The organism is Picosynechococcus sp. NKBG042902, from assembly GCF_963864045.1.
In the GTDB taxonomy this organism is placed as follows: Bacteria; Cyanobacteriota; Cyanobacteriia; order Cyanobacteriales; family MRBY01; genus MRBY01.
In genome coordinates this window covers 20064-33188 of record NZ_CAWLTV010000062.1, presented here as the reverse complement: position 1 = coordinate 33188, position 13125 = coordinate 20064, and the positions used below count along the sequence as shown (strand labels likewise).

At 45.4% G+C, this 13125-nt stretch carries 12 protein-coding genes; 11 read left to right on the top strand and 1 reads right to left on the bottom strand.

Annotation, left to right across the window (positions count from 1 at the left end; genetic code table 11):
• Positions 1 to 493: 493 nt before the first annotated feature.
• The 7 genes from AACR41_RS04720 (at position 494) to AACR41_RS04690 (ending at position 7428) form a co-directional block, all read left to right on the top strand.
• Entirely contained in the window at positions 494 to 1294 is an 801-nt protein-coding gene (locus tag AACR41_RS04720; protein WP_012306487.1) for a response regulator transcription factor, read from the top strand.
• A gap of 440 nt (positions 1295 to 1734) precedes the next feature.
• On the top strand, positions 1735 to 3228 hold the full coding sequence (locus AACR41_RS04715; RefSeq protein ID WP_315862039.1) for an ABC transporter substrate-binding protein: 1494 nt from the start codon (positions 1735 to 1737) through the stop codon (positions 3226 to 3228).
• A gap of 19 nt (positions 3229 to 3247) precedes the next feature.
• A complete protein-coding gene (gene ntrB / locus AACR41_RS04710; RefSeq protein ID WP_030007554.1) occupies positions 3248 to 4084 on the top strand; it encodes a nitrate ABC transporter permease in 837 nt (278 codons plus the stop codon).
• On the top strand, positions 4084 to 4977 hold the full coding sequence (locus tag AACR41_RS04705; protein WP_030007553.1) for an ABC transporter ATP-binding protein: 894 nt from the start codon (positions 4084 to 4086) through the stop codon (positions 4975 to 4977). Before ntrB ends, AACR41_RS04705 begins: the two co-directional genes overlap by 1 nt.
• A gap of 56 nt (positions 4978 to 5033) precedes the next feature.
• A complete protein-coding gene (gene cynS, locus AACR41_RS04700; RefSeq protein WP_030007552.1) occupies positions 5034 to 5477 on the top strand; it encodes a cyanase in 444 nt (147 codons plus the stop codon).
• Between the two features lie 104 nt (positions 5478 to 5581).
• Positions 5582 to 6058: a nuclear transport factor 2 family protein gene (locus AACR41_RS04695; RefSeq protein WP_030007551.1), complete on the top strand. Its 477-nt coding sequence runs from the start codon at positions 5582 to 5584 to the stop codon at positions 6056 to 6058.
• Positions 6059 to 6210: 152 nt separating this feature from the next.
• Positions 6211 to 7428, top strand: coding sequence for a PAS domain-containing sensor histidine kinase (locus tag AACR41_RS04690; protein WP_030007550.1), 1218 nt, complete (start codon positions 6211 to 6213; stop codon positions 7426 to 7428).
• Positions 7429 to 7493: 65 nt separating this feature from the next.
• On the opposite strand, the gene AACR41_RS04685 is transcribed toward AACR41_RS04690, so the two are convergent.
• Positions 7494 to 8405, bottom strand: coding sequence for an alpha/beta fold hydrolase (locus tag AACR41_RS04685; RefSeq protein WP_045442203.1), 912 nt, complete (start codon positions 8403 to 8405; stop codon positions 7494 to 7496).
• A gap of 272 nt (positions 8406 to 8677) precedes the next feature.
• On the opposite strand from AACR41_RS04685, the gene AACR41_RS04680 reads away from it, so the two are divergent.
• The 4 genes from AACR41_RS04680 (at position 8678) to fghA (ending at position 13091) form a co-directional block, all read left to right on the top strand.
• On the top strand, positions 8678 to 9736 hold the full coding sequence (locus tag AACR41_RS04680; RefSeq protein ID WP_052349690.1) for an MASE1 domain-containing protein: 1059 nt from the start codon (positions 8678 to 8680) through the stop codon (positions 9734 to 9736).
• Complete coding sequence (locus tag AACR41_RS04675; RefSeq protein ID WP_052349689.1) at positions 9676 to 10971, top strand: response regulator; 1296 nt, start codon at positions 9676 to 9678, stop codon at positions 10969 to 10971. Before AACR41_RS04680 ends, AACR41_RS04675 begins: the two co-directional genes overlap by 61 nt.
• A gap of 105 nt (positions 10972 to 11076) precedes the next feature.
• Positions 11077 to 12186, top strand: a complete 1110-nt coding sequence (locus AACR41_RS04670) for an S-(hydroxymethyl)glutathione dehydrogenase/class III alcohol dehydrogenase (protein WP_030007548.1) — start codon at positions 11077 to 11079, stop codon at positions 12184 to 12186.
• Positions 12187 to 12212: 26 nt separating this feature from the next.
• On the top strand, positions 12213 to 13091 hold the full coding sequence (fghA, locus tag AACR41_RS04665) for an S-formylglutathione hydrolase (RefSeq protein ID WP_315862038.1): 879 nt from the start codon (positions 12213 to 12215) through the stop codon (positions 13089 to 13091).
• The last annotated feature ends 34 nt before the right edge of the window (positions 13092 to 13125 follow it).

The following is a 13125-nucleotide window of genomic DNA, read 5'->3' as shown; positions in this document are numbered from 1 at the left end:
AAATTAATGTAATAATTCTTAATATGTAGTGTAGCGCACAAAAGCCACGGTCGTACATTTCGCTATTTCATGCCTCAATCGTTTTATTCGTTTATCGCCATAGACTTTTGCACTTAGTTGTTGCCAAGTTTATTCGCCTTAGAAATAGATGGCGATCGCCATTGAGGTTATCCAAAATGCTAAGGCATCTTTACTCTAATTGTTACACGACCAAACTGCGATCGCCTGTTGATCAGAGGAGCCGAGGGCGAACGGTCACACAACACCTTGGGGCCTAATTCGACAATATTTTTCCAAGTTGATCATTGCGATCGCCCCTATTTTGTATAGCGGGATACATCAGGCGGACCATAATTAAAGGCTAATAAAGCTTAAGTTGAGTGCAGTAATTACATCTAAGCAAGAACACAATATCAATTTGCTCTTTAAGCCCTAGGGTATAGGGGGCTTTACTTGGCAGCATAAATGATCAATTTTTGGAAACAAGAAGGCAATGACGAAAATTTTGATTATTGAGGATGAAGCAGAAACCCGTAATGTTTTCCTCAAGTGCCTAGAATTTGAAGGCTTTAAAACCTGTGCTGCAAGTAATGCTTTAGATGGTATCGAACTAGCATTAAACGAACAACCAAATTTGATCGTGTGTGACATTCTCATGCCTGACATGGATGGTTACTTCGTGTTGTCAAAAATACGCCGCTCACCTAAAACAACCGCAATTCCTTTTATCTTTCTCACTGCCAAAGTTACCATGGCCGAGCTTCGCTATGGTATGCAGCTCGGAGCAGACGATTACCTGACCAAGCCTTGCACGGTTGAACAATTTCTAGGGGCAATCAATGTTCGACTAAAGCGACAACAAGACACGATTGAAAATCACCATCTAGATTCGACAAAAAATAAAACAGTTGTTTCTTCTGGTGCCGAAATCGACTTTCCATTAACAGATATTGATCGCGATTTTTCTTTCCCCTACTCCAGCAATTTAAATCGAGCGTTTGATTTTATTGAAGATCATTACCATCAACCCATTAAAATAAAGGCGATCGCCGAGGAAGTTGGCTATTCTACGTCTTACCTGAGTAACTTAGTCCAAAAAGAAACTGGCTACACAGTCAAACAGTGGATTATCGCAAGGCGTATGCTGCAGGCTCGCAAACTATTGAAAAATACAAACAAGCCAATCCATAAAATTGCAGAATTATGTGGCTACCATGATGCTGGCTACTTTACCAACCAATTCCGGCGATTCCATGGAAAAACACCATTAAATTGGCGTTCTGAGCAAATATAGTCTGTCTTTTTGTGGGTTGCCAGGACATCTTTTTACAAAAACCAACTGAGAGTAACATCTTCGGAAAAGACTTTTCTGTAATTGATTTAACAAAAAAAGCAGGATATCAAGGGAGTTGAAAAAACAGCCTAAAAAAATGACATTTTTTCAAAAAAAATCTAATGTTTATTACGAAAGTGGCTGCTACTATAGACCGCAACTCTTAATAAATAAAAGTACTTTTCTGAGTTTTAGGGCTCTTTCAAAATTCTGCGGTTTTGAAAGTTTAAGTTGTTATTTTTGGGTAGATATAAATTATGACTCTGATTTCAGCACAGCAGGCTTTACAGGGACTAGGGGGTTCCGACTCTTTCGGTGGCAGGCGCTCAAACTTACAGTCTTTGTGTCATGTTTGTGGAAAATACCATGGCGCAAGTGATCACTGGCAGTTTATGCAGACGATGCCCCAAGATCCTGTAGAAATGGTCGATGACCTCGTAAAAATGGGGATTTATAAAGAGAATCAGTTGCGGGCTGCAGAAGGAGTAAATGCCTACGAACTGAGAAAAACTTTATTTTTGAAGCGCATTGGTCGCAGTGATCCAAAGCGAGAGAAGCTGATCTTGGCCCTCTGTAAGCAGGCTGGCGGGATGGAAAATGCTTTTGCGGCGGCCTTTGGGCCCCAAGCTGGTCTATTTTTTGCGGACTCAATTCGTAGTAGTCAACAGACCCGTCGAGAATTTCTGCGGAATATGGCCGTCGGTGCTGCTCTTGTGAGTTTAGCGAGTTGTGGTCAGGATACAACGCCCCCTGCGGCAGACGCTCCGGCAGATGCGCCAGTGGGTAATTTGGAGAAAACTGATTTACAGATTGGTTTTATTCCCATCACTTGTGCGACGCCCATTATTATGTCTGAGCCTTTGGGCTTTTATGAAAAGTATGGTTTTAATGCCAAGGTCGTCAAAATGCCGAGCTGGGGGGCCGTCAGAGATTCGGCGATCGCCGGCGAATTGGATGCCTATCACATGCTGGCTCCGATGCCCATTGCGATGACTCTAGGTCTTGGTTCCGAGGCATTTGGCGTGAAGCTTGCGAGTATCGAAAATATCAATGGTCAAGCGATCACAGTTGCCGAAAAATATAAGGGGCAGGTAAATGGACCTGCCGACTTTAGGGGCTTTACCATTGGGGTTCCCTTCCCTTACTCAATGCACAATCTCCTGTTGCGTTACTACCTGGCGACGGGCGGCATTGATCCTGATGTGGATGTACAGATTCGTCCTGTTCCCCCACCAGACAGTATTGCTCAGCTAGTAGCAGGTGATATCGACGCGTACTTGATGCCTGATCCGTTTAACCAGCGGGCAGTGTACGAAGGTGCTGGCTTTATCCACATGTTGACCAAAGAAATTTGGCCGGGTCATCCTTGTTGCGCCTTTGCTGCCAGTGACCAGTGGATTGACGCCAACCCCAATACCTTCCGCGCCCTAAACAAGTCCATTATCGAAGCTGCGGCTTACGCTCAAGTCCCTGAAAATCGTCCTGAAATTGCCAAAGCGATTTCCGAGCGGGCCTTCCTTAACCAGCCTGTGGAAGTTGTCGAAGCAGTTCTCACTGGCAAGTTTGACGACGGTAATGGTAATAGCCTTGATATTCCTGACCGAATTGGCTTTGACCCCTATCCTTGGCAGAGTTTTGCAAACTGGATTTCTTCGCAGCTTGTGCGTTGGGATCTTCAGGGTGACGGATTGGCTCCCACAATTATTCCTGAGACTGGCTATGACACCGTTGGTACAGATGTCTTCCTCACCGATTTGGCGAGAGAGCTGGCAACTGAGCTTGGTCAGACACCGCCCACTGAGATCTATCGCGAGGAGACCCTCAAATTTGACACCTTCGATCCGGCTGATCCTGCGGCTTATGTCCAACAGCAAATCGATGAATACGGCGTGTAATTTTTAGGAGTTTTTTATTATGGCAGTCACAAGTAAACGGCTACCAAAATCAGCTTATGCCAGACCGAAAGAGTCAATTTGGAAAAATGAGAATTTTCTCGCATTTGCACTCTTTATTGCTTCTCTTATTGTCTTTTTAGGAGGATGGGAAATCAGTGCTCGCATAGGAATCCTGGCGAATATGCCTACTGCTTCTTTGACTCTCAAGGAGTTGTGGTGGTGGACGACTAATCCTTTTTTCGACAATGGGCCTAACGACCTGGGCATTGGCTGGAATTTGTTAATCAGTTTGCGACGGGTGGCGATCGGCTATCTTGCGGCTTCTTGTGTCGCTGTTCCCCTCGGAATCTTGATTGGTATTTCACCGATCGCCCGGAAAGGTTTTAACCCATTCATTCAGTTGTTAAAACCTGTATCTCCCCTAGCTTGGTTACCTCTTGGTTTATATGTCTTGCGCGATTCTGAGCAAACTGGCGTTTTTATTATTTTCATTTCTAGTATCTGGCCGACTTTGATCAACACATCTTTCGGTGTGGCGAATGTCAGTAAAGAATATCTTGATGTCGCTAAAACGCTGGGGGCTTCGAGTTTCCGCACTATTTTCAAAGTAATTATTCCCGCTGCTTTACCCAATATTTTGTCGGGTTTAAGGATCAGTATGGGTATTGCTTGGCTGGTCATTGTGGCGGCAGAAATGTTGTTGGGTACAGGTTTAGGCTACTTCATCTGGAATGAGTGGAATAACCTTTATATTCCGAACATTTTGGTGGCGATTCTGATCATAGGTTTGGTTGGTCTCATTCTGGATAGTTGCTTTGCGGCTGTCGAAAAATTTGTTGCATTTGGTCGAAAATAATGAGTGTTACTCCTGTGAATTACGCAACTCCCCTAACGCCGGAAGATACTTTTTCGGATACGGCTCAACTTTCAATTCGTAATTTGACCAAAGTCTTCCACGGTAAACAAAGTTTATTGGGTAAGGTTACTGGTAAAAAATCGAGAGATTATGTGGCGATCGAGGATATTAGCCTCGATATTGAACCGAACACTTTTGTGTCGATTATTGGGCCTTCGGGCTGTGGTAAGTCCACGTTGCTGGATATGATCGCGGGTTTGTCGCCTGTCACTTCTGGTGAGATTCGTCTTAATGGTTTACCGATTACTGGGCCAGGGCCTGATCGCGGTATGGTGTTTCAAAGTTATGCACTGATGCCTTGGATGACAGTGGAGGAAAATCTCTACTTTGCGGTGGAAACGGTTTATCCGGATATGCCGAAAAAGCAAATTAAGCGCACGATTAAAGAGCATATTCAGCTTGTGGGTTTAACGGGTGCGGAGAAAAAGCATCCCCATCAGATTTCTGGTGGCATGAAACAGCGGGTCGGTATTGCCCGTGCTCTGGCGATTAATCCCCAAATTTTATTGATGGATGAGCCGTTCGGAGCATTGGATGCGCTAACGCGTGGGTTCTTGCAGGATGAGATTGAACGCATCTGGGAGCGGGAACGGAAAACGGTAATTATGATTACCCACAGTATTGATGAGGCTTTATTGCTTTCTGATCGGATCATTATGATGACCCGTGGCCCGGCTGCTGGTGTGGACGAAATCTTGGATGTGCCTTTCCCTCGTCCTCGTAATCGTGAGGAGCTGGATCAGTATCCGGAATATCACGATCTGAAGGTTGAAATGGAGAGTCATCTTTCTCGCGAAACCCGCGCGGTTGAGGCGGCAAGAATTAGTCGTTAAGCGACATGATTCGATTTGGTTACGTTGTAATTTTGATTTTTTAGAGGATTTAAAGAATGGCAATTTCTGAGGTTACAGAAAAGCTTTTAGCTGCGAAAAAGGCTGCTGGTATTTCCTTTGCAGATTTGGAAGCGAAAGTCGGTTGTGATGAGGTTTGGATTGCTTCTGTGGTCTACCGTCAGGCCAGTGCCTCTTTAGAAGAAGCAACCAAGATTGTGCAAGCGATTGGGGCGGATGAGTCTCTAATTGAGCCGTTGACCGAATGTCCTTTGAAGGGTTCGCTTGAGCCTGTTATTCCGACGGATCCTCTCATCTATCGTTTCTACGAAATCATGCAGGTTTATGGTATGCCCATTAAAGCGGTTGTCCATGAGAAATTCGGCGATGGCATCATGAGTGCGATTGATTTTTCCATTGATGTTGAGTGCGAAGAAGATCCCAAAGGCGATCGCGTTAAGGTGATCATGTGCGGTAAGTTCTTGCCCTACAAGAAATGGTAAGTAGAGCTCCTGCTATGAATTAATGGCGTTTGCATGGATCGGGGCTGTTAGTGATTGGCTGGCAGCCTCTTTTTTAAACAGAATTTGTGTTGAGGCTTTGAAATATGACATCGACTCCAAAAAAGTTAGTCCCTCCTTTTGATCGAGAAACGGCGATCGCCAAAGTGCGGATGGCAGAAAATGCGTGGAATGGTCGCGATCCGGATAAAGTGTGCATGGCCTATACAGAAGATAGTTTTTGGCGCAACCGTGCTGAAATTTTTCAAGGTCGGGAAAATATCCGTGAATTTCTGCGCCGCAAGTGGGATAAAGAGCTAAATTATCGTCTCGTCAAAGAAATGTGGGCCTTCGACGAAAACCGGATTTCGGTACGCTTTCAATACGAATGGCAGGATGATGCAGGGCAATGGTATCGCGCCTATGGCAATGAAAATTGGGAGTTTGACGAAAATGGTTTAATGCGTCGCCGAGAAGCCAGTATTAACGACAAACCCATTGCCGAATCTGAGCGCCGCTTTTTTTGGGATGCCCCTGGCGATCGCCCCCTCGATCATCCCGGATTGATTAATTCCCCTGAATAAATACAAAATTTTCAGCGTTCCCATCATCTGCAAGCGGTAATCAGCCCATTGATTCACATCAGTCTGAGTTGACTCAATGGGTAACGGCAGCCGAGTGATAGAGTCAATCATAATACTCTCTACTGTACTGATGTCGAGGATAATAACGTTTCTTGTCTAAACCATTTGCCCAAGAATTAAAACAGCTCCGTCGCCAGCACCAACTCATTTTAAATGCCGTTGGCGAAGGGGTTTATGGCCTTGATTTAGATGGCAATGTGACCTTTATTAATCCCGCTGCCGCCAAGATGATTGACTGGCCAGTGACAGAGTTGGTCGGCAAGTCAATGCATACGGTATTGCACCACTCCCATGTGGATGGTTCGCCCTATCCCCGTGAAGATTGCCCAATTTATGCCGCCCTCAAAGATGGTAGTACCCATCGCGTGATTTCCGATGTATTTTGGCGCAAAGATGGCACCAGTTTTCCGGTGGAATATATCAGCACCCCCATGAAAGATGAAGATGGCACTTTAATTGGGGCGGTTGTCACATTTCAAGATATTAGTCAGCGACGTTGGGCAGAAAAAATTCTTGAACAGGCCAATGAAGATTTAGAGCAAAAAATTCAAGAGCGGACCCAAAAGTTGCAACGGGCAAATCAACAGCTAAGGGAACTTAGCGAAATGCGTTCACGCTTCATCACCATGGTTTGTCATGAATTTCGTAATCCCCTTAATAACATCACCCTGTCTGTTTCTTCCCTGAAACGTTATGACACCCATCTTTCCTTAGCAGAAAAAGCAGGTTATCTTTCCAGTATTAATGCGAATGTTGAGCGCATGACTCAAATCATTGACGATATTTTAGTGATTGGTAGGATTGAAGCCAAAGTTCTAGAAGTTAACCGAACAAAAGTTGATGTAGTGGCATTTTGCCGTCGGTTATTAGAGGAAGGAGAATTTATTCGTCAGTCTGATCCCATTAAATTGATTTGCCCCAGCCATTCGATTATCACTGAGCTTGACGAACGCTTACTCTATTCAATTTTAGGAAATTTACTTGCCAATGCGATTCGCTATACCCACGCGAGTGGCGCAATTACTTTGAGCTTAAGAAAGTGGAAACAAATACTAATTATCAAAGTCCAAGATGAAGGGATTGGCATTGCCTTAAAAGATCGAAAATATCTTTTTGAACCGTTTCATCGGGGTTGTAATACCAGTAATATTCCTGGTACAGGACTAGGGCTAAGTATCGTTAAACAGTTTGTGGATCTCCTTGGAGGCAATATTCATGTGTCCAGCCGAATCAATAAAGGAACGACTTTTACTGTGAGATTGCCAATGTTCAATAACAGTAAAAACAATATTTCGGCTTCCACCAGTTAATTAAAATCAAAAAATATCATCTTGAGTTTATTAAAAAATATTTCCTATCAACTCAAGGATTCAAGCTAATGATTAGATGTGATTGGGATTAAAGTTTGGCAAAAGCGAAGAATGTGTTCGGCGACGAGGGTTGTTTGCTCCACATGGGGGAGGTGGCCACAATTGGGAATCCAGTGGAGGGTGCTATTGGGTAAGCCCTGTTGAAAGCGATGGGCTGCTTTTGTGCCAAGGATTCGGTCTTGTTCACCCCAGAGAATTAAGGTGGGTTGCTGGATCTGCTTCAATTTGGGATAAAAAGAGCCATAGCCACCGCCTTTTGTAAATTGAATCAAGGCTTCCTGCCAGCGATCGCACTGGACATGCATCGCGCCACAGAGCACCGCATCTGTTGTGACTTTTGTTTTATCGAAATAGGCATTCTGGCAAATCTTTCGGCGGATATTCATGCTCCCTAAAAATTGTGTAGCCCACCGATCCAAAGGCGGTACCATTGCAAAGCGGCTGAGGGGTTTTGGGGCCAGACCAGCACTATCTAAGAGGACAATTTGCTTGACCGCGTCGGGGTAGCTCAGGGCAAAATCGAGGGCCACCGCCCCACCCATGGAGGCACCAACAATCACTACCGGGCGATTAATTTGCTGTTGCCAAAACTGGTAGAGGTGGGTTTTGATGGTTTCTGGGGTAAAGGGAAGCTGTTCTGGTCGCTCCGTAAAACCGAAACTGAGCAAATCCACGGCCCAAACAGGATGCTGCTGGGCTAATTTGGGTAAAAGATAGCGGTATTCTAAAACTGAGCTATCAAAGCCATGGATGAGGAGAATGTCTTGGTCGCCGCTGCCCTGTTGGACAAAGCTCGTCAAGATGGGATTTGTCTGAAGCGGAGTGGCGATCGCCACCTGTTGGAGCTGCTGGGCGAGGCGAATCGCATCAAGTTCCGTAAGCTGATTAACCAGAGGCGGTAAAAAGGAAGGATACATAGGGGATTTCAACAAATGCAGCCAAATTGCCTACTTATTGTTACAGGTTTGCCCCTGGCCTACAAGCAAACGATGTCCGAGAAAATTTTAGGGAGCTAGGGCACGCTCAAGCAAAATTGTATGCTTGGGTAGTTGTGGTTTTTCGACAATAATAGAATAGTAGGACTTAGTTCCTTAGAGCTCTTTGTGCCAGTTGACATTTCCCAATTTAAATTACAGCTACCCATTGTGATTCACCTGCCAAAATCTGTCCAAGCTCCATCAGGATCGTCATGTTCCATTTCCCGCAACCGCCCTTGAAACTATCTCGACGGTTTATCCTCATTATTTTGCTTGCCTTAGCCTATTACGGGACCGCAGAAATTTCTCGCCAGGTTGCTTCGACCCCCCAATCCGTTACCCCTATATGGCCCCCCGATGGCATTGCCCTGGCAGCAACATTCATCTATGGCTATCAAGTATTGCCAGGGGTATTTCTTGGCTCTTTTTTAGCGAATATTTGGGCTTTTTTTCAGGGGGGAAATCTCAATCAAGCCCTCACTTCAATTGTGCAGGTATTGGCGATCGCCCTAGGCACCACAAGCGGTATGGGCTTGGGAAAGTACTTACTAGATACCAAAATTCAGCGCAAAAATCCCCTCAAAAAGCTTGACGATCTCTGCAAGTTTCTTCTATTTATCGGTATTTTAACCCCGGCAATCAATGCCACAGCCGGAGTTTTTGCCCTTGCCATCGGCAATACAGTCACTTGGGCAAACTTTGGAGCATCTTGGTTAACTTGGTGGATTTCTAACGTTTCTGGAATCTACATTTTTACCCCGGCCCTAATTAGTTGGTATGAGTTATTTCAACCACAAACTTTAAATCGTCTCATTCAAAAAGCAATTTTCACTTTTAACAAACAGTCTAAAAAGCCCGTTAAACTTGCCTGGAAATTATTGCTTGAAACAAGATTTGTTGAGGCCCTGAGCCTACTTACAATTATTTTGTTGATTAGTTATATTTCCTTTTCTCAAGATCTCCATTTGGAATATATGCTCATTCCCTGTCTGGTGTGGGCCGTGATTCGTTTTGGTCAATTTGGCGCGACAAATCTTATTTCCCTCGTGACAATGTTAGCGGCACTCGGCACTGTGCGGGGACTGGGTTCCTTTGCCAGTGAAGATATTAACGAATCTTTACTACGCTTGCAGTTATTCACCGTGGTAATCGTGGTGACTAATTTGAGCTTAATGGCGACTTTACGAGAAAAAAAGAAGCCTTTAACAACTTGCGCCAATCTAAACTCCACCTCCAAGAAAAATCATCACAACTTGAACAAAGCAAAATAATCCTGAAAGAAAATGCCTTTTTATTAGAGCAACAAAACTTAGAGCTCATCGAAGCCAAACAAGCAGCAGAAAATGCGAATCGCACCAAAACGCGGTTTCTGTCTAGTATGAGCCATGAGTTGCGCACCCCTTTAAACGCCATTTTAGGGTTAGTGGAACTGCTCAAAGATTCTGATAATTTAGATGAATACGAACGGGGAGATTTACAAACCATCAGTGACTCAGGGATTCACCTACTCCATCTCATTGAAGATATTTTAGATATTTCTCGCATTGAAGCGGGAAGAGTCGAGCTTCATTTTCAAGAAGTAGATTTTCCCAAATTTCTCCAAGGGATTAAGGGCATTATTCAAGCGCAAATCAATACCGATGCCATTGAATTCATTTGTGAATTCCCCCCCAAGTTGCCAGCAGTGGTAAGCATTGATGAAAAAAAGCTTAAGCAAGTATTGTTAAATCTCTTGCATAATGCGGCGAAATTTACAGAGAAAGGCCAGATTATTTTTCGTTTAAAACTTCATTCTTTTCCCGATTTGAGTGAGACCTATACATTGCTCAATTTTGAAGTTGAAGACTCTGGGATTGGTATCGAGCCTGATAAACTCAACTTAATTTTTCTGCCTTTTGAACAAACCGGTAAAGCCAAATTTAAAACCCAAGGAACTGGTTTAGGTCTCGCCATTAGTCAAGAAATTGTCCGGATGATGGGCGGCAAAATTTCGGTGACGAGTCAGCCGGGCGTCGGCAGTAAATTCGAGTTTATGATCTGTACTCAAATTGTCAATAAACCTAGTGACTCCCTTGAAAAAAAGCAAAATCCTTTGTTTGTTTTTGATCGAGAGTTGGCGACGAAACTGCCCCTGAAGATCCTCTTGGCGGAAGATAATTTAACGAACCAAAAGGTTGTCGCAAAAATCCTAAAGAATTTGGGTTATCAGGTGGACATTGTGAGTAATGGTTTAGAAGTCCTAGAGGCAGTTAAAAAGCAAATTTATGATGTGATTTTGATGGATATTCAGATGCCTGAAATGGACGGCTTAGACGCAACCAAAGCATTACTTAAACTAAATTTGGAGCCACATCCCTATGTTATTGCGCTGACGGCCAATGCTATGCAGCATGATCGGTTGGCTTGTTTGGAGGTTGGGATGGATGATTACATTACCAAGCCTGTGCGGTTGGATTTGTTGGTGCAGGCCCTGTGGCGATCGCAATGTTGTCGCCTCGTATTTTAAAAGCCTTATGTTTGCCGATGAACCCTAGATTTAGCAAAAATCTGTCCCCCCGGTATTTGTCTTTAGAATAGTAACGACTAAAACCAAAATTTAAGGATTGACCCCATGGATGTGAAAGCGGCGATCGCCTATGCAGCAAAAGAACCCCTCAAAGTAGAAACTGTCCAACTCGAACCCCCCAAAGCTGGAGAAGTGCTGGTAGAAATCAAGGCGACGGGGGTTTGTCATACCGATGCCTACACTTTATCTGGGGCTGATCCAGAGGGGCTATTCCCGGCGATCCTGGGCCATGAGGGGGCTGGGGTTGTGGTTGAAGTGGGGCCTGGGGTCAAAAGCCTAAAGCCGGGCGATCACGTTATTCCCCTCTATGTGCCAGAATGCCGCGAGTGCGAATATTGCCTCAGTTTTAAAACAAATCTCTGTCAGGCGATCCGACTCACCCAAGGCCGGGGTGTGATGCCCGATGGTACCGGACGTTTTTCGATTAATGGTGAGCCGCTGTTTCACTACATGGGTACCTCCACCTTTGCTAACTACACCGTGGTGCCAGAAATTTCCCTGGCAAAAATCCGCGAAGATGCCCCTTTTGATAAGGTTTGCTACATCGGCTGCGGTGTCACCACGGGGATCGGGGCGGTGATCAATACGGCGAAAGTTGAAGTGGGGTCAAAGGTAATTGTCTTCGGCTTGGGGGGCATTGGCCTGAACGTGATCCAAGGCTGTCGCATGGTGGGGGCAGATATGATTGTCGGCGTCGATATTAACGATGATAAAAAGGCGATCGCCGAAAAATTTGGTATGACCCATTTCGTCAACCCCAAGGAAGTCGAGGGTGATCTCGTGCCCTATTTAGTGGATTTAACAAAAGGCGGTGCGGACTACACCTTTGAATGTATTGGCAATGTGGAGGTGATGCGCCAGGCGTTGGAAAGCTGCCACAAAGGTTGGGGTGTTTCTACCATCGTTGGGGTAGCAGGCGCAGGCCAAGAAATTAGTACCCGACCCTTCCAGTTGGTGACGGGGCGTGTTTGGAAAGGAACCGCCTTCGGGGGCGCGAGGGGCCGCACCGATGTGCCGAAAATTGTCGATTGGTACATGGAAGGCAAGATCAACATCGACGATCTGATTACCCACACCATGCCCCTTGAAAGGATTAATGAAGCCTTTGACCTGATGCACGCCGGAGAATCTATCCGCAGCGTGGTCACCTTTTAGGTCATCAAAATTGGTAGGGGTTTACCATGGTAAGCCCCCATAGCACGATCAAATTAATGATGACAAACCTTGTTTTAACGAAAGAAACCCTCTGTTTTGGCGGCAAAGTGCAGTATTACCAGCACGATTCTGAGGCGTGCGGTTTGCCGATGAATTTTGCGGTATTTGTGCCGCCCCAAGCCGAAACTCGACCCGTACCAACCCTCTATTACTTATCAGGTTTGACCTGTACTGAGGAAAATTTCACCACGAAGGCGGGCGCCCAAAAATATGCCGCAGACTATGGCTTAATGCTCGTGGCCCCCGACACCAGCCCCCGCAATACGGGCATCGCCGACGAGGATAAAGATTGGGATCTTGGCAGTGGCGCCGGTTTCTATGTGGATGCAACCCAACAGCCCTGGGCAAACCATTACCAAATGTACAGTTACATCACCGAGGAACTGCCCAAACTCATCGAAGCGAACTTTTCCGTGACGGCGAAACGGGGAATTTTTGGCCATTCCATGGGGGGTCATGGAGCTTTAATTTGTGCTCTCCGGCAGCCTGATTTCTACCAGTCGGTGTCTGCCTTTGCGCCGATTGTTGCGCCGAGCCAGTGCCCCTGGGGAGAAAAAGCGTTTACTGCTTATCTGGGCACGGATAAAACCCTCTGGGAAAATTATGATGCGACGGCTCTCTTACAAAAAAATGGCCCATTAAAGTACCCAATCCTGGTGGATCAAGGCAGCGCCGATGGTTTTTTGGAGAAACAATTACTGACAGAAAAATTGGCGATCGCCTGTGAAAAAGTCGGTCAACCCCTCACCCTCCGCTACCAAGACGGCTATGACCACAGCTATTTTTTCATTGCCACTTTTATGCTTGACCATGTCCGACATCACGCCCAATTCCTGATTGGCTAAATGTTTTCGCCGAACCTGTTCCATAATGGGAACA